This window comes from Streptomyces mirabilis (assembly GCF_039503195.1).
In the GTDB taxonomy this organism is placed as follows: Bacteria; Actinomycetota; Actinomycetes; order Streptomycetales; family Streptomycetaceae; genus Streptomyces; species Streptomyces mirabilis_D.
The window spans coordinates 3,688,980-3,711,696 of the sequence record NZ_JBCJKP010000001.1 but is presented as its reverse complement, the minus strand read 5'-3'; the positions used below and the strand labels follow the sequence as shown (position 1 = coordinate 3,711,696).

The window sequence follows — 22,717 nt, the reverse complement described above, 5'->3', positions numbered from 1 at the left end:
CCCTCGTGTTGCGCGGGGGAGAGCGGGGACCATCCTGAGCCGCAGTCTCGCCGCCGCCCTGGCCGTCGGCCTCCTCGCCACCGGCGCCGGCGTCGCGTCCGCCGCCGCCCCCGGCCCTCGTACCGACTGCGCCTCCTCCGTGCCGTACGCCGCGGGAGAGGGCGGCTACGACACCTACCGCATCCCGGCGGTCGTCACCACCCGCGCGGGCACGGTGCTCGCCTTCGCCGAGGGGCGGCGCGACGGCGCGGGCGACAGCGGCCACATCGACGTCGTCCTCAGACGCTCCTTCGACGGGGGCTGTACGTGGGGTTCGCTGCGGGTCGTCGCGGCGGGGGCCGGGGACACCCGGGGCAACCCGGCGCCCGTCGTGGACCCGCGCACCGGCCGGATCGTCCTGGTCACCTCCTACAACAGCGGCGCGGTGACCGAGGCGCGGATCATGCGGGGCGAGGTCACGGCGCGCCAGGGCCGCCGCGTCTTCGTCCAGACGAGCCGCGACGACGGCGTGCGCTTCTCCGCCCCCCGGGACATCACGGCCGAGGTGAAGCCGCCGGGCTGGCGCTGGTACGCCACGGGCCCCGGCCATGCGATCGCCCTCCGCCACGGCCCGCACGCCGGCCGTCTGGTCGTCCCCGCCAACCACTCCGCCGCCCCGCCCGCGGGCTCGACCGACACCGGCCGGGAGGCCAAGTACTACGGGGCGCACGCGATCTACTCCGACGACGGCGGCCGTACCTGGCGCCTGGGCTTCACCGACCGCACCCATGACGGCCGGGTCGACGCCAACGAGAGCGGCGCGGCCGAACTCCCCGACGGACGCCTGTACTTCAGCGCCCGCGACCAGGGCGGCACCACCCCCGGCAACCGCCTGGACACCTACTCCAGCGACGGCGGCGAGACCCTGGACCGCCCCTACGCGATCCAGCCCACCCTGGACGACGTCCCCGCCGTCCAGGGCAGCGTCCTGCAGCTCCAGGGCGCCCACGCCCCCTTGCTCTTCTCGGCCCCCTCCGTACCCACCGCCCGCCGTGCGATGACCCTCTGGCGCAGCACGGACGACGGCACCACCTTCACCCGGGCGACGACCCTCTCCTCCGCGCCCGCCGCCTACTCGGACCTGGTGGACCTCGGGCACGACCGGGTCGGGATCCTGTACGAGACGGGCTCGACACGGCCGTACGACAGGATCGAGTTCCGGCGTCTGCGCCGGCCGGGACCGCCCGTCAGGTGAACGCGGGCAGGACCTCGCGCTCGAGCAGGCGCATGCGATGCCGGTGACGGAGCGGAAGGGGGCGGCGAGGTCGTCCTGGGCCCGCCAGGCACCGTAGGCGTTCGTCTCGTGGAGGAAGAAGGGCGCCATCTGCTCCCACCCCTTGTCGGGGTCCTCGGCGAGCGCCACGACCTGGTTCCTGCCGATCGGGCTCCTGCTCTAGAGCAGGCCCGCCCCCGCCAGGTACTTCCCCACCCGCTCGACCTCCGCCTCCGACAGCGGCACCTGCGGCTCCGCCGTGGCCGGGCAGGCGATGACGCCCCGCAGGTGCAGTGCCGCCTTGAACGCCCCGAGCGCCGACGAACCCCCGCCCATCCGGGCCGGGTCCCCCACCCCGACCATCCCGAACAGCCCGCACAGCCGCTCCTGTTCGGCCCGCGCCCGCTCCCAGTCGCCCCTTCGGCAGAACCGGTCGAGCCGTACGTACCCGTGCGGGTCGACGTTGGCCAGACCCGGCACGGCCCCGTCCGCCCCGAGAGCGAGCGCGGAGTCGACGACGAGTTCGGACCCGGTGAGAGTGGTGAAGCCGGTGATGTCGGGGTGGGCGCGGGCGCCCGTGACGACGGCGCGGAAGGCGGCGAGGTCGCCGCTGGAGTCCTTGAGGCCGCTCAGCACCCCCTCCGCGGCGAGGGGCAGGACCAGCTCCGCACCCAGCTTGGTGTGGACGGACACCGGGATGTCGTAGGCGAAGACGGGCACGGACGAACGGGCGGCGACCAGGCGGAAGTGGCGCGCGATCTCCGCCGGATGGGTGCGGGCGTAGAAGGGTGCGGTCGCCACGATCGCGTCCGCGCCCGCCGCCGTCACATACGCCACATGATCCAGCACCCTGGGCGTGGTCATGTCGATCACCCCGGCCAGCACGGGGAGCCGGCCGGCCGCACGGGCGACCACCGTCTCCACCACCAGCCGTCGTTGGGCGTCCGTCAGGAACGCCGCCTCCGAGGACGAGCCAAGGACGAACAGGCCGTCGACGCCGCCGTCCACCAGGTGCTCCACGAGACTGATGAGTGAGGGGACGTCCACCTCACGGTCCGGTGTCAGGGGCGTGCAGACGGGCGGAACGACACCGGTCAGCGGGGTGGGGATCGACATGAAGGCTCCCTCGGGACGATCAAGGCTGCTGCTGGGCGGGGATGTCGGCCACGGCGGGCGCCGCGGACACGGCCTGGGCCACCAGGTCGCGCGTCGACTGGTCCTCCTGCACAGGATGGTGGCACCGGAAGCGGTGGTCCGGCGTCGACGCGGCCGTGAAGTCCGGCATCACGCTCACGCAGTCCTCGTCGGCCTTCCAGCAGCGGGTGCGGAACGGGCAGCCGGTCGGCGGGTGCGTGGCCGACGGCACCGGTCCCACCAGCGGGATCGGGTCGATCGGGTCCAGAAGGCCGGGCGTGGCGGAGAAGAGGGCCCGGGTGTACGGGTGCCGGGCGCGGTCGGTGACCCGGGCGGCCGGGGACTCCTCCACGATCCGGCCCAGGTACATCGTGATCACCCGGTCGCTCATCCTCCGTACCGTCTGGATGTCGTGCGAGACGAAGACCAGGGCCAGGTCCAGGCGCTCCTTCAGGTCCAGCAGGAGGTTGAGGATCTGGGCGCGGACCGAGACGTCCAGCGCGCTCGTCGGTTCGTCCGCCACCACCAGGTCCGGGTCGAGGGCCAGGGCGCGCGCGATGGCCACCCGCTGGCGCTGACCGCCGGACAACTGGCCGGGCAGGGCGTCCGCCAGGGCACGAGGGAGGCCCACCAGAGACATCAGCTCCCGCACCCGGTCGTCCCGTTCCCGTGCCGAGCCGCGCCGGTGCACGTCGAGGGGGTCCCGCAGGATCCGGCGTACGGGCAGGCGGCGGTTCAGGGCCGTCGACGGGTCCTGGAAGACCATGCCCGTGCCGGCGCCGACGGACGCCCGTCGCTCGGCGGGCCGCATCGACCACAGGTCACGGTCGCGGAAGCGCACGGTGCCGGACGTCGGCCGCTGGACGCCCACCAGCACCTTCGCCAGCGTCGACTTCCCGCACCCGGACTCACCGACGACGCCGACCGTCTCGCCGGGCGCGATGGTGAGGTCGGCGCCGGTCAGGGCGTACACCCGGTCGCGGGTGAACAGGCCGCCGGAGCGGGCCTTGTGGACGACATGGGCGTCGGAGAGGGTGATCAGCGCGTTCACTGGACGGCCTCGCTCTCCGTGGTGATCAGATCGACCGCGGGGTGATGGCACGCGGCCGTGTGTGTCCGGCTGCCCAGCAGGTCGGGCGCCGTCGTCCGGCACACCTGGCTCGCCAGCGGACAGCGGTCGGCGAACCGGCAGCCCGCCGGGAAGTCGGCGGGGGCGGGCACGACCCCCTTGATCTGCGTCATCCGTTCGGCCGCCGACTCCAAGGACAGGACGCTGCCGAGCAGGCCGCGTGTGTAGTGGTGGGCCGGTGCCTCCACCAGGTCCGCCGTCACGCCCGTCTCCACGATCTGCCCGCCGTACATCACCACCACCCGGTCCGTGACGTCCGCGACGAGGGCCAGGTCGTGCGAGACGAGGATCAGCGCGAAGCCCAGCTCTTCCCGCAGCTTCAGCAGCAGGGTGATGATCTGCGCCTGGACCGTCACGTCCAGGGCCGTGGTCGGCTCGTCCGCCACGATCAGTTTCGGGCCCCGGGACAGGGCCATCGCGATCAGGACACGCTGGCGCTGACCGCCGGAGAGCTCGTGGGGGTAGCTGCGCAGGGTGCGTTCGGGGTCGAGACCGACCAGAGCGAGCAGCTCCGCGGGGGTCTGCCTCCCGCCCCGGCGCACCAGCTGCTTCAGCTGCGCCCTGATCGTCATCGCCGGGTTCAGGGACGACAGCGCGTCCTGGTAGACCATCGCCATCTCGTGGCCCAGCAGACGGCGTCGTACGCGCATCGGCTCGCCCACCAACTGACGCTGGTCGAAACGGACATGGCCCCGGACCCGGGCCCCCTTCGGTTCCAGGCCCATCACCGCGAGCGCCGTCAGCGACTTGCCGCAGCCCGACTCGCCGACCAGGCCCAGGACCTCACCGGGGTGCACGTCGAAGCCGATGCCGTCGACGATGTCCACCCCGCCGTGCCGGGCCTCGAAGCCGATGGCGAGGTTCTCCACGGAGAGGACGGCCCGGCCGGTGGGCAGGGGGCGGGCCCGGGAGCGCAGACGGGCGGCGGCCTCCGTCAGACCGGGGAGCTCGAGGACCTCTCCGCTGCCGGGCTCGGGAGCCTCCAGTCGGTCACCGGCGATCGCCTTCGCCGCCACCTCCCGCGCCACGGGCGCCGCCCACGCGTCCGAGACACCCTCGGAGAGGATGTTCAACGACAGTACGGTGATCAGCATCAGCAGACCCGGGAAGACCGTCGCCCACCAACCGCCGGTCAGCACCATGTTCTTGCCGTCCGCGATGACACTGCCCCAGGACGGGTCGGGCGGCCGGACGCCCGCGCCGATGAAGGACAGCGAGGCCTCGAAGACGATGGCCTCGGCGACCTGGACCGTGCAGAACACCAGCACGGGGGCGGCGCAGTTGACGGCCACGTGGCGCAGCACGATGTGCGGGGTGCGGGCGCCGATCACCCGTTCCGCCGTCACATAGTCCTCGCCGTACTGGTCGAGGACGTTCGCGCGGACGACTCTGGCCACCGACGGGGTGAACAGGAACGCGATCGCGCAGATCAGCACCGTGATGCCGCCGCCGAAGACCGCGACCAGGACGGCGGCCAGCGCGATGCCGGGGAACGCCATCACGACGTCCAGGCAGCGCATCAACGTCTCGTCGACGGCCCCCCGCGAGGTCGCGGCGATCGCGCCGAGGAGCGCGCCGACGACGAGGGCGAGCGCGGTTGCGCCCAGGCCGATCGCGAGGGACCAGCGGGCGCCGTACATCAGCCGGCTCAGGATGTCCCGGCCGAGGCTGTCCTGCCCCATCCAGTGACCGCCGGAGGGGGCGCCGGTGCCGTCGACCTGCGGTTGCTGGTCGAGCGGGTCGTGCGGGGCGAGCAGGGGCGCGAACACGGCCGACAGGACCACGAGCGTGAGGACGCCGAGGGCGATCCGCGAGAGGACGGGCAGGCGTCGCAGCCGGATGCCGGGCCGGGCGAGGCCCTCGGTGAGACGTCGGCGGGAGAGCGGGGGGATCGTCACGTGGCATCCCTCAGTCGCGGATTGACCAGCAGATACAGGATGTCGATGGCGAGGTTCACGACCACGAACCCGGTGGCCGTGGTCAGGACGACGCCCTGGACGACCGCCGGGTCGCCGTTCTTCACGGCGTCGATCATCAGCTTGCCCATGCCGGGGAGCGAGAAGATCGTCTCGATGACGACCGCGCCGCCGAGCAGATAGCCGACCCGCAGGCCGAGCACGGTCAGCGGGTTGATCAGCGCGTTGCGGAGCACATTGCGGCCGACCACGACCACCGGCGGCAGTCCGCTGCCGATCGCCGTCCGGACGTAGTCCTTGTCCAGTTCCTCGACCACGGCCGTGCGCACGATCCGGGTGAGCTGGGCGGCGACCGGGAGGGAGAGCGCGAAGGCGGGGAGCGCCATCGTCTTCAGCCAGCCGCTGAGCGAGTCATCGGGGTTGATGTATCCGCCGGTCGGGAACCAGCCCCGGTCCACGGCCAGGTACTGGATCATCAGCAGCGCCAGCCAGAAGCCGGGTGCCGCGACCCCGGTCAGCGACACGACGCGGATGACCTGGTCGGGCAGTCGGTCGCGGTGGATCGCGGCGGTGACACCACCGAGCAGCGCGAGCACCACCGCGATGGCGAGGCCGAGAAAGGTGAGCTGGAGGGTGAGCGGCAGCGCGGTGGTGACCTGGTCGACGACCGGCGCCCGGGTCAGCGCGCTGGTGCCCAGGTCGCCGTGGAGCAGATCGCCGATGAAGTGGACGTAACGCACCGGGAGGGGGTCGAGCAGGCCGTTCTGCTGCCGGAAGTCGTGCAGTTGCCGCGGAGTGGGGTTGGCGCCCTGGAAGAACGCGGACGCCGGGTCGACGTCCGAGAACCGCATCACCAGGAACACGAACAGCACGATGCCGAGCATCAGCGGCACGAGCAGGGCGACACGGCGGGCCAGGACGCGGACGATGGCCGCCATCTGCGTCAGGCCCACTTGGCCTGGAGGAGGTTGACGCCCGGATAGGGCTGGGCCCTGACGCCCGTGAGTTTCCTGGGGTCCCAGGCCGTCATCAGCTCGTTGTGCACGACCGGGTAGAGCACGGCCTGTTCGGCGACGACGTCGATGTAGTCCTGGATCATCGTCTTCTTCTTGTCGGCGTCCGGCTCCCGCGTCGCCCGGTCCATGTCCTTGAAGAGCTGTTGCGCGACCGGGTCGCCCGCCCACCGGGAGTACTGCATCCACAGGTTCTCGGGGCCGTAGTTGTAGTGCATGATCAGGTCGGCGTCGAGGCCGAACTGGTTGGGGTTCGAGGCGGCGGCCACCACCTGGTAGTCCTGTTTCTGGTCCAACTTCGTGAAGACGGCCGTCGTCTCCTGCGGTGAGAGCGTGGTCTCGACCCCGATCGCGTCCCAGGACGCCTTGATGGTCGGCAGGCAGTCGACGATCCAACTGACGTTCACGGACAGGATCTCGATCTTCAGCCCGGAGACCCCGGCGGCCTTCAGAAGCTGCTTGGCCTTCTGCGGGTCGTAGCCGTACACGGTCTTCGCCGGCCGGTAGGCCGGGTTCCCCTCGTTGAGGAACGAGCTCGACGGCCTGCCGTGTCCGTGGAGGGCGACCTCGACCATCTTGCCGGTGTCGATGGCGTAGTGCAGGGCCTGGCGCACCCGTACGTCGTCGAAGGGCTTGTGCTTGGTGTTGAACATCAGGAAGAGGTTGTTCATCCCCGCGCCGCCCTCGACGGTCATGCCGCCCTTCCTCAGCTGCTCGATGTTGGCGTACGGGATGTTGTCGGCGATCTGGGCCCCGGCGCTCGCGCCCGAGATCTTCGCGACGCGCGGCGCCGCGTCCACGATCGTCAGCCAGTTCATCTTCTTGAAGGCCGGCCCGCGCGGGCCGTTGTAGGCGGTGAACGCCTCGAAGGTGGTGTTCGACTTGGGGTGGTGGGCGGTCTGCCGGTACGGCCCCGAGCCCACCGCCTTCCCCTTGATCGCGTCGTCCCAGGCACCGGGCTGCGAGAACACGTGCTTGGGCATGATCTTCGCGAGGGTGAGTCGCGCGATGCCTTCCGGGAAGGGGAACTTCAGCACCAGTTCGACGTTCGACGCGTCGATCTTCCGGACCTCCTTCAGCCAGCTCGCGAAGAAGCCCTTGCCGAGGGTCTGCGTCTTCGGGTCGAGGATCCGGTCGAAGACGAAGACCACGTCGTCGGCGGTGACGGGCTTCCCGTCGTGGAAGGTGGCGCCGGCCCGCAGCGTGAACTTCCAGGACGTGCCGCTGAGATCGCCCGGCACCTGGGTCGCGAGCGCCGCGTACGGCTCGCGCGAGATCGGGTCCGTGTCCAACAGACCTTCGTAGATGTGGTTGTTGGCCGCCATGGCGAAGGCGGACGCGGTCTGCGTCGGGTCCCAGCTGCCGTCGTTCCCGTAGCCGATGACGGCGGTGAGCGTCGCGTCCTTGCCTCCCTTCCCGCCGCCGGTGTCATTGGTGGACTGCGGCCCGGACGAGCAGGCCGCCAGCGAGGAGGAGAGGGCCCCGGCCGCGGCGAGGGCGCTCGAGTACTTCAGGAAACGTCGGCGGTGCAGCACCGAGTGGTCGGTCACGTCGCGCACGGTTCCTCCAGAGAGAGGCGGGAGATACGACGTCCTATGTCATGGTGGGCAGCGTGACCATAAGAGGGCCCGTGAGGGCGGTCAAGGGATCGCACACGAATGGCGTATCTTCCAGAGGTGCGACCAATGAAGCCCTGAAACACGGGTAGTTGGTGCTGAATCCGCCCGGAGGTGGGACGTCGGATGTCCAGTGAGCGTACGATGCGGCGCATGTCTGAGGAGACCGGGAACCGGCGCGGGCCCGAGCGCAGGTCCGAGCGCCGGGTGAGCAGTCAGATCCAGCGCGAGGTCATGCAGCTGATCCTCGACCGCAGGCTCCAGGCGGGCGCCCCGCTGCCCACCGAGACCGAGCTGATGCAGGACCTCGGCGTCAGCCGCAACTCCGTCCGCGAGGCCCTCAAGGCCCTGCAGGCCCTCGACATAGTCGACATCCGGCACGGCTACGGCACCTACGTGGGCGAGGCCTCGCTGACCCCCTTCGTGGACGGCCTGACCTTCCGCACGCTCGCCCAGCCCGACGACAGGAACGAGACCGGGGCGCTGGCGGAGATCCTCCAGGTGCGGGAGGTGCTGGAGGAGGGGCTGATACGCCGGGTCGCGGCCGTGCTCACCGAGCCGGAGCTCGACCGCCTCGAGGCGGTCGTGGCCGAGATGGACGAGGCGGGCCGCTCAGGGCGCCCCTTCCCGGAACTCGACCGCGAGTTCCACGAGTTGCTGTACGCCTCGCTCGGCAACGCGCTCGTGCCGCAGCTCCTGGGCGCCTTCTGGACCGTCTTCAGCCGGGTCGCCGGCATACGCGGCTGGACCGACGACCCGTCCCCCGAAATGACCGTCCGCCGCCACCGCGACATCGTCACCGCCCTGCGCGCCCGAGACGTGGAGGCCGCCCAACGCGCGATGGCCGACCACTTCCGCGGCATCGAGGCGAGGGCGGCCCAGGAGTCCAGGGGAGTGGGCTGAGTAGGGGTCGTAGGGGGTCGTACGGATCCTTTCCGGCCCTGGGTCCTGTCCGCCTCTAGACGTCGGCCAGGCGCCACACCTGGAGTTCCTTCGTGTCCTCGGCGATCGTGTACCAGCTGCCGTCGCCCAGGGTGTTCGGCACGCCGGATGTCGGGAAGGGGTAGGTGACCTCGCCGAGCAGCCGCATGTCCCGCACGTCGACCAGCCAGTGCCGTCCCGTCCCGTACTCCTCGTCGGCCTCGGTGGTGCCCGCGATGACGGTGTGTTCGTCGAGGAAGCCGCCGTAGTAGTCCCAGTGCACCTCGGGCTCGTCGTCGTCCGGGTCCAGGGCGGGGTGTTCGGGTATGACCTCCTCCGCGTCCAGCTCCGACACCACCGAGCCGTCCTCGACCCGGTGCAGGGACAGGAGCTCCTGATAGTGCGTCACGGTCAGGAAGTGCTCGCCCGACGGGCTCACGGCGAGCAGACACCGGTCGTCGTCGATCCGTTCGACGGAGAGCCGCTCACCGTCCCAGCGGCCCCACAGCAGCGGCGCCCCGTCCTGCCCCTCGCCGACGCTCAGCCCCATCTGTCCGGGGTCCGGGTGCGACACGTGCCCGGAACCGGCGGCCACGGTCTGGGTGTCCGCCTGCCCGAGGACCGTCCCGTCCGTGGCGTCCAGCACCAGCCACTCCTCGATCACCTCCGGATCTCCGCCTCCCGCCGCGAGCGGCCCGCGCACATGGGCCCACACGAGCTTGCCGTCCGCGGAGAAGACCACCGAGCCGCTGTCGGCGTACAAGTGCCCCCGGCTGTCCGTGTTTTCGCCGTATTCGTCGAACGAGGCGTGCATCTCGCGGCAGCTCCCCTCCCAGCAGCCGTGCCGCACCTCCCACAGGGTGGCGCCCCGCCGGTCCACCGCCCGCACCGCGTGCACGCCCGCGAAGACGGCGACGTCCAGCCCCGGCGACACGGTGCACGTCCCGAAGCGGCGCGGCCACGGCAACGGGAAGCGGGCCACCGACGCCTCCCCGGCGAGCGCCGCGGCCAGGTCGTACGCGGCCAGCTGGGTGTCGTCGCTCTGGAGGATCAGCGTCCGGCCGGGCAGGCACCGCTCTCCTGGGAAACCGGCCGTGGCCGACTCCAGCGGGCCTGCGAGCGTGGTGACGAGACGGGCGCTCGCGGACATGGTTCCTCCAGTGCGCGTGATGCCGTGCGGCGTTGTGTGCGTGGGGTGCACAGTACGGCCGCCCACTGACAATCCCGTACGCGGCCGTCCCGTACGGCCTCTCACACGTCCCGGCGGTCCACCGCCACCACGACGATCGCCGCCGACACCACCGCCCACGCCCCCAGCACCACCCAACTGCCGGTCACCGTCGCCCCGTAGCGCGGGAGCCGGGTGAAGGGGTCGTGGCCGTAGGCGATGTCGGTGAGCCGCGTCCAGGCGTTGACGGGCATGGCGTGCCGCACGGTGGCCGTCCAGCGGTAGCGGTCCGTGATGAAGCTGGGGACGAGGAGCAGGACGGCGGTGACGGCGACCATCGTGCTCGCGCTGTGCCGGATCAGGGCTCCCAGTGCCATGCCCGCCAGCGCGCAGACCGGGGCGAGCAGCGCCGAGGCGACGACCACGCGCAGGGCACCGACGTGGGTGATCGACACGGCGGCGTCACGGGTGGTGAGGATCGCCTGCGTCGAGGCGAAGGAGGCACTCGCGACGAACACGCCGTACAGCGTCATGACCGCCGTCACCACCACGATCTTCGCCGCCATCAGGGCACGCCGGTCAGGGACGGCCGCGAGGGTCGTACGGATCAGGCCCGTCGAGTACTCCCCGACGACCGTGATCGCGCCGATGCTCGCCGCCGCGAGGACCAGGATCAGCGCCGATCCGTCGGTGAAGGCGTCACGCAAGGCCAACTCCCAAGCAAGGGAGCGCATGTGGGGGTTGTAGCGCGGATAGTCGTGCGCGTGCACCCGTGCCGCGTTGGCGTTGAAGCCGATGACGGCGAGGGCGCCCGCGCCGAGCGCCCAGTAGGTCGACCGCAGCGAACGGAGTTTGATCCACTCGGCGGCGAGGAGATCGGTGAACCGCGCGGCGGGGTGTGCGGGAGTCGGGGTGAGGGCGAGAGTGGTCATCGGGCGTCTCCGGCGAGGAACTCGGTGCTTTCGGCGGTCAGTTCCATGAAGGCGGCCTCCAGGGACGCGGTCTGCGGGGTCAGTTCCTCGAGCAGGATCCGGCGGTGGAAGGCGAGTTCACCGATGCGGGCCGCGCTCAGGCCCGTCACCTTGAGGGTCCGGTCGTCGTACGGCGCCACCGCCGCGCCCTCCTCGGACAGCGCGGCCGTGAGCTGCGCGAGGTCGGGCGTCCGCACGGTCACCGTCGGCCGGGTGCCGCGCTCCGCGAACGCGGTCACGCTCTCCGCGGCGATCAGCTCACCCCGGCCGATGACGATCAGCTCGTCCGCGGTGTGCTCCATCTCGGACATGAGATGGCTGGAGACGAAGACGGTACGTCCCTCGGCCGCGAGCCTGCGAAAGAGCTCCCGCACCCACAACACACCCTCCGGATCGAGCCCGTTGAGGGGTTCGTCGAAGAGCAGCACCGGAGGTTCGCCGAGCAGCGCGGTGGCGATGCCCAGCCGCTGCCGCATGCCCAGCGAGAACCCGTCTACCCGGCGCCGCGCCGCCGCCCCCGCGAGCCCCACCTCCTCCAGCACCTCGTCCACCCGGCTCCGCGGGATGCGATTGCTCCGGGCCAGCGCCTCCAGATGGGCCCGCGCGCTGCGTCCGCCGTGCACGTCGCCCGCGTCGAGCAGCGCGCCCACGTGCCGCAGCCCGCGCGGATGACGCCGGAACGGCTGCCCGTCGATCGTCGCGCTCCCGCCGGTCGGGCCGATCAGCCCGAGCAGCATGCGCAGCGTCGTCGTCTTGCCCGCGCCGTTCGGGCCGAGGAACCCGGTGACGCGCCCCGGGCGCACCCGGAACGTCAGATTCCGTACGGCGGTGGTGTCGCCGTACCGTTTGGTCAGTTCGTTGACTTCGATCACACGGACCACCGTCTCGTCGGCGCCCCGCCGCGCGGTATCGCCCGGTGGCCGACACTCTCCCCGGCCGGTGTCGACCAGGGGTGTACGTCCCCGGACCGATGCCCGTCCACGGCCCCCGTGCCTACGATCGCCGCATGCATGCCATGCCACTCCCGCCCCGCCTCAAACTCGTGCCGCCCGGTGTCTGGGTGGCCCTGGCCTGGAGCGCGAGCACGGCGTTCACCTTCCTCGCCCGCGTACGGCTCCCCGGTGAGGAGACGGCCAACGAGATCACCGCCGTACAGTTCTACCGCTGGGACGGCCTGCTGATCCTGACCATCGCCTGTGCCCTGGCGCTGCTCGGCAGCATGCGGTTGCGCCGACGGCCGCTGAGGGCCCTCGCCCTGCTCCTGACGGCCGCCGCCTTCCTCACCACCAACCTGGCCGTGGGAGCGATCCAACTGGCCCAGTTCCTCGCCGTCGACCTCGCCCTCTACTTCATCGCGGCCGGCCGCCCCCGCCGCACCGGAGTCACCGCCCTCTGCATGGCGCTCGCCGTCCTGGTGTGCTGGGAGTCCCTACGGCTGCTGCGCGGATGGGGCATCGGCACGCTGGAAGAGCTGACCGTGGCGCTGACGGCCGTCGTCGCCTGGCTCCTCGGCGACGCCTCCCACCGCACCCGCGAGTACGGCGAGACGCTTCGCGCCCGGGCCGCCACCCAGGCGGTCACCGAGGAACGCCTGCGCATCGCCCGCGAGATGCACGACATGGTCGCCCACAGCATCGGCATCATCGCCCTGCAGGCCGGGGCGGCGGCCCGCGTGGTCCACACCCAGCCGGATGCCGCGCGTGAGGCGATGACGGCGGTGGAGACGACCGGGCGGGAGACCCTGTCGGGGCTGCGCCGGATGCTGGTCGCCCTGCGCCATGCGGACCAGGGCGGGGACCGGGACCGCGCCGCGGCCTCGGTCGAGGCCGACCGGTTGCACCCGGCCGAGGGCCTTGCCGACCTCGACCGCCTGGCCGCCGCGACAACGGCGGCGGGCGTCCAGGTCGACGTCCACTGGAAGGGCGCGCGCCGCCAACTCCCCCCGGACATCGACCTCTCCGTCTTCCGGATCGTCCAGGAGTCGATCACGAACGTCGTACGCCACGCGGCGACGACCGCCTGCCGGGTGACGGTCGACTACCTGGAGGAGCACGTGGCCGTCGAGGTCACCGACGACGGCCGGGGCCGGAGCAGCACCACCGACACCGGCTTCGGCCTGGTCGGGATGCGCGAGCGCGTGGCCCTGCTGCACGGCGAGTTCACGGCGGGCCCCCGCCCCGAGGGCGGCTTCCGGGTGACGGCCCGCCTCCCGGTCCCGGCGACCGCGGCGACGGTGGCCGCGTGACGCCGATCCGTGTCGTCCTCGCCGACGACCAGCAGCTGATCCGCACGGCCCTGCGGATGGTCATCGCCGACATCGAGGACGTGGAGGTGGTGGGGGAGGCCGCGGACGGCGAGGAGGCGGTGACCCGCACCGAGGAACTCCGGCCCGACGTCGTGGTGATGGACATCCGCATGCCCGGCGTGGACGGCATAGAGGCGACCCGCCGGATCACGACGGGTGCGGGCGAGTCGAAAATCGTCGTCCTGACCACCTTCGACGACGACGACTACGTGTACGGGGCGCTGCGCGCGGGCGCGTCGGGGTTTCTGGTCAAGGACATGGCCCTGGACGACATCATCGGGGCCATACGGGTCGTGGCGGCCGGCGACGCCCTCATCGCCCCCAGCGTCACCCGCCGCCTGATCCAGGACTTCACCTCCGCGCGCTCCTCGGAGCCGGCGCGTCCACGCCGCGACCTGACCGCGATCACGGACCGCGAGCGCGAGGTCCTCACCCTGGTCGGCACGGGCCTGTCCAACACCGAGATAGCCGAGCGGCTCTTCATCAGCGTCGCCACGGCGAAGACGTATCTGACCCGCCTGCTGTCCAAGCTGGACGCCCGGGACCGGGTCCAGCTGGTCATCATCGCGTACGAGGCGGGGTTGGTGTCCGTGACCCGGTGAGCGGGCCCCGCGCCGGGCGGCTTGTCGAGGTCAGTGGCGCAACGCCGGCAGAAGACGGTCGTTGCCCGGCCCGAAGTAGCCCTCTCGGGCGCCCTGTTCGGCGAATCCCAGGGACCGGTAGAGGGCGATCGTGGCGGTGCTGGTCGGCTCCACGGTGAGCCACACCTCGTGCACTCCGTCGATGGGCAGCCTCCGAAGCGTCTCCTGCATGAGCCGTCGGGCCATTCCCTGCCCCCGCAGCTGCTTGGCGACGCCCAGGCCCAGGACCCAGCTTCTGCATCCGTCCGCGGAGGGTGCGCTCAGCGCGTAGCCGTGGAGGCAGGCGCCGTCGTCGAGCACGAGGAGATGGTCCGTGTACATGTCGAGGAACTGGCGCAGCGCGAAGTACGGGTACGCGAAGTCCGGGAACAGCTCCGTGTCCAGACGGACGAGCGCGGACAGGTCGTCCTCTGATGCCGGTCGTATGCGAAAGGGCCCAACGTCGGAAGGCGGCGAGAACGGACCGAAGGATGAGCGGACATCCGGTCGGCATCGCGTGGCGCGACACGTTCCCACGACTGGCTGATGACCCTCACCAAGTGCACCACCAAGACCATGGACGCCACCAGCGGCTTCGTGGAGCGTGACTACCGGGACAGCGAGCCCGTACTCCGCTATCTCCCGGCACAGGCGGAGGCCATCGCACAACGGGGTGTGAAGGTGCGGCGTCTGTTCATCGTGCGGCAGCCGGAGGGCGTCGACCCGGCCCTGCTCCGACTCTGCGAAGACCAGAGGGACATGGGCATCGGCACGCGCGTCGCAGCGCTGTCCGAGCTCCCGCCGAACGTCCGGCGCGGCACGAGGAACGACTTCGTCATCTTCGACGAGACACTCCGCTGCGAAGTCGAGCCGGACCTGTTGCACGAGAACGCCAAGACCACGCGCAACGCCCGCGAGGACCATCTCACGCAGCGGGTCAAGCGGTTCCGGGAGCTCCGGGACGTGGGCCTCAGCACTACGTGACACGACACGACGTGACGTCGCGTCGTGCGTCGCGTCAGTGGGTGGCCGCGGCCGGCTTCGGAGTGGCCCTGGGGCGGTCCGGACGTACGGAGAAGGCCGTGTCGCCCGCCACGGCCACGATCGCGTCCTTCACCAGCAGCAGGCTCGGGACCGTGGTCTCCGGCGAGTTCCCCGGGTTGTCCAGCTTGTCCGTGTGCCACCGCGCGGCGCCGGTCGCGCGGTCGAGCGCGAGCAGCCGGCCGTAGCGGTTGGCGAAGAAGAGGTCGTCGTACGTCGTCGACAGCGCCGGCTTCGACAGATTCTCGATCTGCGTCTCACGCTGCCAGAGCCGGGCGCCGTCGGTCACCCTGACCGCGGTGACGGTCCCGTCGGGCCGCACGAAGTACACGACGCCGTCGAGAAGAGTGGCCGAGCCGCGCGGGGGGCCCGCCAGCGGGATCCGGACGAGGGCACCGCTGGTCGGATTCATCCTCAGCAGGCTCGCGTACGGTGTGTCCGCGTCGTCGACGGACTCGTCCTCCGCCGCGTTCCGTGGCACCGCGAACAGCGGCTGCGCGCCCGTGGTGCCGAGCGGCACCACCCCGTGGGGCAGCGTGGCGAGGTCGTGCGCCGTGCCGTCGGCCGGGTCGAGGCGCACCAGGCCGGTCGAGCCCGTGTCGGAGTTCTGCTGCGTGCACAGGCCGTAGGGGACGCCGTCCAGGGCCAGCGGGGAGCAGGAGTTGGTCACCGACGACTTCGCCGGTGTCCGCCACAGGTCCTTGCCCGTCCGGGCGTCGAAGGCGACGAACTCCGTCCCGTCCTCGCCGTCGTCCGACTTCGCCAGGACGCCGCCGTCGAACAGGACGGCGGGCCAGACCTCGTTGATCGGGCGGTACCAGAGCCGTTTTCCGGTGTCGGCGGAGAGGGCGACCAGCCGCCAGGTCTCGCGCACGTTCAGGCCCGGCTTCTCGTAGGTGTACACGACGCCGTCCCGGACGCCGAGCGGCCGGGTGGTCTGCGGGGTGTGGCCGGCCCGCCACTCGACGCGGCCGGAGGCGGCGTCGAGCTTGGCGACCGTGAAGCCGGACCCCGCGCAGTACAGGGAGGAGCCGTCGGCCACGCAGCCGGATTCCGCGCCGCTGATGGAGATGTCCGCGTACGCCTTGTCCGGGGCCTGGGTGAGGTTCGCGCGCCAGGGTTTCCAGCCGGCAAGGAGCGCCGCGGTGGGGGAAGCGGCGGCGTGGGACGCGGTTGTCCGCCCGCCGGGCGTGCCCTCGGTGCTCTTGGGGCGCGCCACCAGGTAGGAGTACACCGACGCGGACACCGCCGTGACGGCCAGGGCGGCGCCGAGTGCGACGAGGAGGCGCACCCGGCGACCGCGCCGGCCGGAGCCGGTCGAGGTCGTCGTGTCACCGTGCCTCCGGGCGGCCCCGCGGCCTCCCACGACGGTCGAGGGGCCCGACGCGGCCGGGGCGGCCGGGGCGGTCGCCACGTCCGGCAGGTCCCTGAACAGCCGGTGCAGCTCGGTGAGGTCGGGCCGGGCGGTCGCGTCCTTGTCCAGGCAGCGCTCGGCGATGCCCCTGAGGGGCTCCGGTACGCCGTCCAGGACCGGCTGCTCGTGCACCACCTGATAGCCCGTCATGTACGGGCTGCCGCCGTCGAAGGGACGGTTGCCGGTGGCCGCGTACACCAGCAGCGAGCCCAGCGAGAACACGTCCGAGGCGGCGGTGACGTCCCGGGGCGAGGCGAACTGCTCCGGGGACATGAAGGGCGGGGTGCCGATCAGCCGCCCCGTCACGGTGAGGGCCTGGTTGTCGGCGGCGCGCGAGATACCGAAGTCGATGACGCGCGGACCGTCCTCGGCCAGCAGGACGTTGCTCGGCTTCAGATCCCGGTGCACCACACCGGCCTGGTGGATGTCGCGCAGCGCCTCGACGAGCCCCAACGCCAGTGTGCGCAGCGCGTGCCCGCTCAACGGGCCTTCCTTCGCCACGATTTCGGACAGCGTCCGGCTCGGCACGTACAGCGTCGCCATCCACGGCACCTCGGCGTCCGGATCGGCGTCCACCACGGGAGCGGTGAACGCTCCGCTCACCCGGCGGGCCGCCGAGATCTCCTGCCGGAAGCGGACGCGGAACTCCTCGTCCTGTGCGTACTGCGCGTGTACGACCTTGACCGCGACCTGCCGTCCCGAGGCGGAACGTCCCAGGTAGACGACGCCCATACCGCCGCTGCCGAGCCGGTCGACGAGCGTGTAGCCGCCTATCGACCCGATGGACTCCGATTCCCCGGTGCTCAGCGGCATGGCCGGTCACCTTTCCCAAATCCCCTGTGTCGCACGCCTGTTCTGCGGCATCACACTAGTGCCTGCGTCACTCGAACACGGGCGAGGCCGGCTGACCTGGGGTCGGGGAGCGTGGGGGGGCACGAGTCGGCAGTCCGGCGGTTTGCAGGAGCTCCGCATGGCCAAAACGCCCACGCCGCGCCGAACTCGCAGAGGACAGACTCCTGCCGAGTGTAGATGCGGAGCGTCACTTCGAGGATGCGAAGAGTGAAACTCGGAAAGTCGGGGGAGCAGCGTGAAGGCACAGCACGCGGCGCTCTGCGTCGAAGAGGCGGAGGTAACGGTGGAGGAATTGCGGGCGGCACTGGAGAGGGCCGGAATTTCGTTGCCCTCGCTCCGGATCGACCCGGCGAGTTCGGCGCGCGAGGCACCTTGTCCGTGTGTCGAAGGGGGCGGCTGCTCCATCGAGGTCGCGCCCCGGCTCGCGGCGGCACGGGGGTGAGGCCGCCGACGAAGCCGCCGATCGGCTCGTACGTCGTCGACACGCACACAGGGACGGTGGGCATGGTGATGGGACACGAGGGACCGTACGTACAGCTGAGACCGCTGGGTGGGGGCAAGGAGTGGGACTGCTCGCCGGACGCCGTCCGGCGGGCCACCGCGGCGGAGCGGCTCAGCGCGGCCACGGCGTGTGCGAACGCACGCCGCCGCGGTGAGGTCCCGTGAGCGGTGGTTCGGCCGACGTCGGTGCAACGGAGCGACCTCGGCACGCTTGCCGGCAGGGCCGAGCCGGTCCAGGAGGTGCTGGATGCCTCCGGGGTCCGACGTGACGATCACGGCACCGAGGTCCCGCGACGGTGCCGTCGACCGGGTCCGGCGTGGCGGCCTGTCCCAAGAGCGCCCCCACCTCCTGGCGAGTGCGTGAGCGAGTACGGGGACCTCGCAGCCGTTGAGGATCCGGGCCGACTGGGCCTGGCGGACGCCATCCCGCCAGGCCTGCGCCACGACCGGTGCGGGTGCCGGGGGCAGGCCGCCCGCGGTGGGGTAGGAGCGGTGGGCTCGCCGGAAAGCGGCGTGGTTCCGTTCCGCGGCGATCAGTGCCCCGGCGTCAGACCACGGGCCTGAGCACATTCACGCGGCACCCCGCGACTGCTCGGCCGTGTGCGTGGGCTGAGTGACGCGGTTCATGAAGTCGTCGACCCATGCCTGCCCGTCCGGCGTGGGTGGATCGACGTATGCCATGGCCTCGTCCGCCGCGGCCGGCCCGGCTTCGATCTTCGCCGCGTGTTCGGCGGCACGCGAAAGCCAGGCGGAGACACTCAGGCCTTCGCGCTCGGCGGCCGACTTGACCGCGTCGAGCGTCTCGCTCGGGATGGTGATGGTGACTCGCTCCAGGCTCGTACCGAGAGTCTCCCTGACGTGAGCGGTCGGCCGCCGGGCGGGTCGGTCATATTCACCGGCAAGAAGTGTCGGCCATATTCACCGACCAGAAGTACGGCAGCCGCCGGCGCATGCCCTTGCGTACGCGAGAATGGCCCCATGAGTCTGTTCCGCGACGACGGCATCGTGCTGCGCACCCAGAAGCTGGGTGAGGCGGACCGGATCATCACGCTGCTCACCCGCGGTCACGGCCGCGTACGGGCCGTGGCCCGTGGCGTGCGGCGGACCAAGTCGAAGTTCGGGGCGCGGCTCGAACCCTTCTCGCACGTGGACGTGCAGTTTTTCGCGCGGGGGAGCGAGCTCATCGGGCGCGGCCTGCCGCTGTGCACGCAGAGCGAGACGATCGCTCCGTACGGCGGCGGGATCGTGACGGACTACGCGCGCTACACCGCCGGTACGGCCATGCTCGAAACCGCTGAGCGGTTCACCGATCACGAGGGGGAGCCCGCCGTGCAGCAGTATCTGCTGCTCGTCGGCGGGCTGCGCACCCTCGCCCGGGGTGAGCACGAGCCGCACCTCGTCCTCGACGCCTTCCTGCTGCGCTCCCTCGCCGTGAACGGCTACGCGCCCAGCTTCAGCGCCTGCGCGAAGTGCGGGATGCCGGGACCGAATCGGTTCTTCTCGGTCGCGGCGGGAGGTTCCGTCTGCGTGGACTGCCGGGTGCCCGGCAGCGTCGTACCCTCGGCGGGGGCCCTCGAACTGCTCGGCGCGCTGCTGACGGGAGACTGGGAGACCGCGGACGCGTGCGAGCCGCGGTATGTCCGGGAGGGCAGCGGGCTGGTGTCGGCCTATCTGCACTGGCATCTGGAGCGCGGGCTGCGCTCACTCCGGTACGTGGAAAAGTAAGACTGAGGGAGACGAGAAGCACATGGTCGTACGCGGGATCCTGGGACGCCAGCGCCGCGAGTACAAGACGCCGGAACCGCACCCGTCCGGCGCCGTCGCGCCCAAGCTCCCCGGTGAGCTGATCCCGAACCACGTGGCGATCGTGATGGACGGGAACGGGCGCTGGGCGAAGGAGCGCGGGCTGCCGCGTACCGAGGGGCACAAGGTCGGCGCCGAGCGTGTCCTCGACGTGCTGCAGGGCGCGATCGAGATGGGGGTCGGCGCCATCTCGCTGTACGCGTTCTCCACCGAGAACTGGAAGCGCTCGCCCGACGAGGTGCGCTTCCTGATGAACTTCAACCGCGACTTCATCCGTAAGACCCGCGACCAGCTCGACGAACTCGGCATCCGGGTCCGCTGGGTGGGCCGGATGCCCAAGCTGTGGAAGTCGGTGGCCAAGGAGCTCCAGATCGCCCAGGAGCAGACCAAGGACAACAACCGGCTGACGCTGTACTTCTGCATGAACTACGGCGGTCGCGCCGAAATCACCGACGCCGCGCAGGCTTTGGCCGAGGACATCAAGGCCGGCCGGCTCGACCCGTCGAAGGTCACCGAGAAGACCTTCGCGAAGTACCTCTACTACCCGGACATGCCCGACGTGGACCTGTTCCTGCGGCCGAGCGGCGAGCAGCGCACCTCCAACTACCTGCTCTGGCAGAGCGCGTACGCAGAGATGGTCTTCCAGAACGTGCTGTGGCCGGACTTCGACCGGCGCGACCTGTGGCGGGCGTGCGTCGAGTTCGCCCAGCGCGACCGCCGCTTCGGCGGGGCTGTCCCGAACGAGCAACTGCTCGCGATGGAGCAGGGCATGCGGGGCCGCGCGGAATAGGTCCTGATGCGTGAGGGGGCGCTCCGTCAGGAGGCGCCCCCTTCAGGGTGCGGGGAACTGCGCGCCCGGCCCCCACCGGCCCGCGGCCAAGAACCGGGCCCCCGCTACCCCTTGGCGGCAGCGCACTCCGCGCAGGTACCGAAGATCTCCACGGTGTGCGCGACGTTCACATAGCCGTGCTCGACGGCGATCGCCTCCGCCCACTTCTCGACGGCCGGGCCCTCGACCTCGACCGCCTTGCCGCAGACGCGGCAGACGAGGTGGTGGTGGTGCTCGCCGGTGGAGCAGCGGCGGTAGACGGACTCGCCGTCGGAGGTACGCAGTACGTCGACCTCGCCGGCGTCGGCGAGGGACTGCAGCGTGCGGTACACGGTGGTGAGTCCGACGGAGTCACCCTTGTGCTTGAGCATGTCGTGGAGCTCCTGCGCACTGCGGAACTCGTCCACCTCGTCGAGCGCCGCCGCCACGGCGGCACGCTGCCGGGTGGAACGGCCCCGAACGGGCGATCCAGCGGTTGTCACCGTTGCCTCCTCACGTCTGCCCTTGCCCGGCCATTGTGCCAGCCCGGACTGTGCGTGGTCAGACGCCGACCTTGCGTTCCGGGCCGCGGGTGGCCGGAATCGCGCACTCCGCGGGGTCTGTGGCCCCCTGCGCGGCGGCCAGGGCCCGGGCACGGCGCCGGGCCAGCGGGGTCGCCAGCGCGGTGAGCACGATGAACGCGCCGATGGTCAGCAACACGATCGTCGCACCGGGCGGCACGTCCTGGTAGTACGACGTCACGGTGCCGCCGATCGTCACGCTCACCCCGATGGCCACCGCGATCGCGAAGGTGGCGGCGAAGCTGCGGCTGAGCTGCTGGGCCGCGGCCACCGGGACCACCATCAGCGCGCTGACCAGGAGCAGGCCGACCACCCGCATCGCGACCGTCACGGTGACGGCGGCGGTGACGGCGGTGAGCAGGTTCAGGGCGCGCACCGGCAGACCGGTCACCCGCGCGAACTCCTCGTCCTGGCTGACCGCGAACAGCTGTCGGCGCAGACCGAGAGTGACCAGGACGACGAAGGCCGCGAGCACGCAGATCGCCGTCACGTCGGACTCGGAGACCGTGGAGAGCGAGCCGAAGAGATACGAGGTCAGGTTGGCGTTGGACCCGCCCGGCGCGAGGTTGATGAACATCACGCCGCCCGCCATACCGCCGTAGAAGAGCATGGCGAGCGCGATGTCGCCGCGCGTCTTGCCGTACCAGCGGATCAGCTCCATGATCACGGCGCCGAGGACCGAGACGGCCGTCGCCATCCACACCGGGTTGGTGGAGAGCAGGAAGCCGAGGCCGACACCGGTCATCGCGACATGGCCGATGCCGTCGCCCATCAGGGCCTGTCGGCGCTGGACGAGGTAGATGCCGACGGCGGGCGCGGTGATGCCCACCAGGACGGCGGCGAGCAGCGCCCGCTGCATGAAGTCGTAGTTCAGGATGTCCATCAGCTCTGCGGTCCCATCAGCTCAGCAGTCCCGTCCGGATCGGTTCGGCGTCGTGAGCCGCGTGCGGGTGTACGTGGTCGTGGCCGGGCAGCGCGTGCTGGCCGACCGCTCGCGGGGGCGGGCCGTCGTGCAGGACGCAGCCGTCGCGCAGGACGACCGCGCGGTCGATCAGGGGCTCCAGGGGGCCCAGCTCGTGCAGGACGAGCAGGACGGTGGTGCCCGCCGCGACCTGCTCGCGCAGGGTCCGGGCCAGCACCTCCTGGCTCGCCAGGTCGACGCCCGCCATCGGCTCGTCCATGATCAGCAGCTCGGGTTCGGAGGCGAGGGCGCGGGCGATCAGGACGCGCTGGTGCTGGCCGCCCGACAGGGCGTTCACCGAGTCCTTGGCGCGGTCCGCCATGCCGACGAGCTCCAGGGCGTGCCGTACGGCCTCGTGGTCGGCCTTGCGCAGCACGCCGAAGCGGGCGCGGGAGAGCCGGCCGGAGGCGACGATCTCGGTCACCGTGGCGGGCACGCCGCCCGCGGCGGTCGTGCGCTGCGGCACGTACCCCACCCGCTTCCAGTCGCGGAAGCGCCGGCGCGGGGTGCCGAAGATCTCTATCTCGCCGCCGCTGACCGGGACCTGGCCGATGACGCTGCGGATGGCCGTCGACTTGCCGGAGCCGTTGGCGCCGAGCAGCGCGACGACCTCACCGCGGTGCACGGCGAGGTCGATGCCGCGCAGGACGGGGCGCGAACCCAGCTCGGCGGTCACGCCGCGCAGGGATATGACGGGCTCGCTCACGCTGT

21 protein-coding genes are annotated in these 22,717 nt (G+C 71.4%); 8 read left to right on the top strand and 13 right to left on the bottom strand.

Annotation, left to right across the window (positions count from 1 at the left end; genetic code table 11):
• Positions 1 to 31: 31 nt before the first annotated feature.
• Entirely contained in the window at positions 32 to 1,234 is a 1,203-nt protein-coding gene (locus AAFF41_RS17445) for a sialidase family protein (protein ID WP_415925821.1), read from the top strand.
• A gap of 198 nt (positions 1,235 to 1,432) precedes the next feature.
• Here AAFF41_RS17445 and AAFF41_RS17440 read toward each other — a convergent pair whose 3' ends face one another.
• The 5 genes from AAFF41_RS17440 to AAFF41_RS17420 are packed head-to-tail and all read right to left on the bottom strand — an operon-like array spanning position 1,433 to position 8,003.
• Positions 1,433 to 2,368, bottom strand: coding sequence for a dihydrodipicolinate synthase family protein (locus tag AAFF41_RS17440; RefSeq protein ID WP_343324197.1), 936 nt, complete (start codon positions 2,366 to 2,368; stop codon positions 1,433 to 1,435).
• 19 nt (positions 2,369 to 2,387) lie between these two features.
• The gene (locus tag AAFF41_RS17435; protein WP_343324196.1) at positions 2,388 to 3,437 is read right to left on the bottom strand and encodes an oligopeptide/dipeptide ABC transporter ATP-binding protein; all 1,050 of its coding nucleotides are present in this window, start codon (positions 3,435 to 3,437) and stop codon (positions 2,388 to 2,390) included.
• On the bottom strand, positions 3,434 to 5,413 hold the full coding sequence (locus tag AAFF41_RS17430; protein ID WP_343324195.1) for a dipeptide/oligopeptide/nickel ABC transporter permease/ATP-binding protein: 1,980 nt from the start codon (positions 5,411 to 5,413) through the stop codon (positions 3,434 to 3,436). The genes AAFF41_RS17435 and AAFF41_RS17430 overlap by 4 nt, the downstream gene beginning before the upstream one ends.
• On the bottom strand, positions 5,410 to 6,369 hold the full coding sequence (locus tag AAFF41_RS17425; RefSeq protein WP_343324194.1) for an ABC transporter permease: 960 nt from the start codon (positions 6,367 to 6,369) through the stop codon (positions 5,410 to 5,412). Before AAFF41_RS17425 ends, AAFF41_RS17430 begins: the two co-directional genes overlap by 4 nt.
• 5 nt (positions 6,370 to 6,374) lie before the next feature.
• Positions 6,375 to 8,003, bottom strand: coding sequence for an ABC transporter substrate-binding protein (locus tag AAFF41_RS17420; RefSeq protein WP_343324193.1), 1,629 nt, complete (start codon positions 8,001 to 8,003; stop codon positions 6,375 to 6,377).
• A 210-nt stretch (positions 8,004 to 8,213) separates the two neighbouring features.
• Here AAFF41_RS17420 and AAFF41_RS17415 point away from each other — a divergent pair, with 210 nt between their 5' ends.
• Positions 8,214 to 8,963: a FadR/GntR family transcriptional regulator gene (locus tag AAFF41_RS17415; RefSeq protein ID WP_319744147.1), complete on the top strand. Its 750-nt coding sequence runs from the start codon at positions 8,214 to 8,216 to the stop codon at positions 8,961 to 8,963.
• Between the two features lie 55 nt (positions 8,964 to 9,018).
• Here the strand turns inward: AAFF41_RS17415 and AAFF41_RS17410 are convergent, their stop codons facing one another.
• From AAFF41_RS17410 to AAFF41_RS17400, 3 genes are all read right to left on the bottom strand, one after another.
• Positions 9,019 to 10,131, bottom strand: coding sequence for a hypothetical protein (locus AAFF41_RS17410; RefSeq protein WP_319744145.1), 1,113 nt, complete (start codon positions 10,129 to 10,131; stop codon positions 9,019 to 9,021).
• Between the two features lie 101 nt (positions 10,132 to 10,232).
• A complete protein-coding gene (locus AAFF41_RS17405; protein ID WP_343324192.1) occupies positions 10,233 to 11,081 on the bottom strand; it encodes an ABC transporter permease in 849 nt (282 codons plus the stop codon).
• Positions 11,078 to 11,992 carry an ATP-binding cassette domain-containing protein gene (locus AAFF41_RS17400; RefSeq protein WP_319744141.1) on the bottom strand — a complete coding sequence of 305 codons (915 nt, stop codon included), beginning with the start codon at positions 11,990 to 11,992 and terminating at the stop codon, positions 11,078 to 11,080. Before AAFF41_RS17400 ends, AAFF41_RS17405 begins: the two co-directional genes overlap by 4 nt.
• A 134-nt stretch (positions 11,993 to 12,126) precedes the next feature.
• On the opposite strand from AAFF41_RS17400, the gene AAFF41_RS17395 reads away from it, so the two are divergent.
• Both AAFF41_RS17395 and AAFF41_RS17390 read left to right on the top strand, forming a co-directional pair.
• A complete protein-coding gene (locus AAFF41_RS17395; RefSeq protein WP_343324191.1) occupies positions 12,127 to 13,365 on the top strand; it encodes a sensor histidine kinase in 1,239 nt (412 codons plus the stop codon).
• A 56-nt stretch (positions 13,366 to 13,421) separates the two neighbouring features.
• The gene (locus tag AAFF41_RS17390) at positions 13,422 to 14,027 is read left to right on the top strand and encodes a response regulator transcription factor (protein WP_319744538.1); all 606 of its coding nucleotides are present in this window, start codon (positions 13,422 to 13,424) and stop codon (positions 14,025 to 14,027) included.
• A gap of 30 nt (positions 14,028 to 14,057) precedes the next feature.
• Here AAFF41_RS17390 and AAFF41_RS17385 read toward each other — a convergent pair whose 3' ends face one another.
• Complete coding sequence (locus AAFF41_RS17385; protein ID WP_487007380.1) at positions 14,058 to 14,387, bottom strand: GNAT family N-acetyltransferase; 330 nt, start codon at positions 14,385 to 14,387, stop codon at positions 14,058 to 14,060.
• A 204-nt stretch (positions 14,388 to 14,591) separates the two neighbouring features.
• On the opposite strand from AAFF41_RS17385, the gene AAFF41_RS17380 reads away from it, so the two are divergent.
• Complete coding sequence (locus AAFF41_RS17380; protein ID WP_343324189.1) at positions 14,592 to 15,029, top strand: hypothetical protein; 438 nt, start codon at positions 14,592 to 14,594, stop codon at positions 15,027 to 15,029.
• A 34-nt stretch (positions 15,030 to 15,063) separates the two neighbouring features.
• Here the strand turns inward: AAFF41_RS17380 and AAFF41_RS17375 are convergent, their stop codons facing one another.
• Positions 15,064 to 17,313, bottom strand: coding sequence for a protein kinase domain-containing protein (locus tag AAFF41_RS17375; RefSeq protein ID WP_343324188.1), 2,250 nt, complete (start codon positions 17,311 to 17,313; stop codon positions 15,064 to 15,066).
• A gap of 477 nt (positions 17,314 to 17,790) precedes the next feature.
• Here AAFF41_RS17375 and AAFF41_RS17370 point away from each other — a divergent pair, with 477 nt between their 5' ends.
• The 3 genes from AAFF41_RS17370 to AAFF41_RS17360 all read left to right on the top strand — a co-directional run bounded on the left by AAFF41_RS17370 (position 17,791) and on the right by AAFF41_RS17360 (position 20,446).
• Complete coding sequence (locus AAFF41_RS17370; protein WP_343326496.1) at positions 17,791 to 18,018, top strand: hypothetical protein; 228 nt, start codon at positions 17,791 to 17,793, stop codon at positions 18,016 to 18,018.
• Positions 18,019 to 18,831: 813 nt separating this feature from the next.
• A complete protein-coding gene (recO, locus tag AAFF41_RS17365; RefSeq protein WP_054235479.1) occupies positions 18,832 to 19,578 on the top strand; it encodes a DNA repair protein RecO in 747 nt (248 codons plus the stop codon).
• 22 nt (positions 19,579 to 19,600) lie between these two features.
• A complete protein-coding gene (locus AAFF41_RS17360) occupies positions 19,601 to 20,446 on the top strand; it encodes an isoprenyl transferase (RefSeq protein ID WP_054235480.1) in 846 nt (281 codons plus the stop codon).
• Positions 20,447 to 20,550: 104 nt separating this feature from the next.
• On the opposite strand, the gene AAFF41_RS17355 is transcribed toward AAFF41_RS17360, so the two are convergent.
• Genes AAFF41_RS17355 through AAFF41_RS17345 form a run of 3 tightly spaced genes read right to left on the bottom strand, consistent with a single transcriptional unit; the run spans position 20,551 to position 22,712 of the window.
• On the bottom strand, positions 20,551 to 20,967 hold the full coding sequence (locus tag AAFF41_RS17355) for a Fur family transcriptional regulator (protein ID WP_054235481.1): 417 nt from the start codon (positions 20,965 to 20,967) through the stop codon (positions 20,551 to 20,553).
• A 58-nt stretch (positions 20,968 to 21,025) separates the two neighbouring features.
• The gene (locus AAFF41_RS17350; RefSeq protein WP_343324187.1) at positions 21,026 to 21,928 is read right to left on the bottom strand and encodes a metal ABC transporter permease; all 903 of its coding nucleotides are present in this window, start codon (positions 21,926 to 21,928) and stop codon (positions 21,026 to 21,028) included.
• Positions 21,929 to 21,944: 16 nt separating this feature from the next.
• Complete coding sequence (locus AAFF41_RS17345; RefSeq protein ID WP_319744128.1) at positions 21,945 to 22,712, bottom strand: metal ABC transporter ATP-binding protein; 768 nt, start codon at positions 22,710 to 22,712, stop codon at positions 21,945 to 21,947.
• Positions 22,713 to 22,717: the final 5 nt, after the last annotated feature.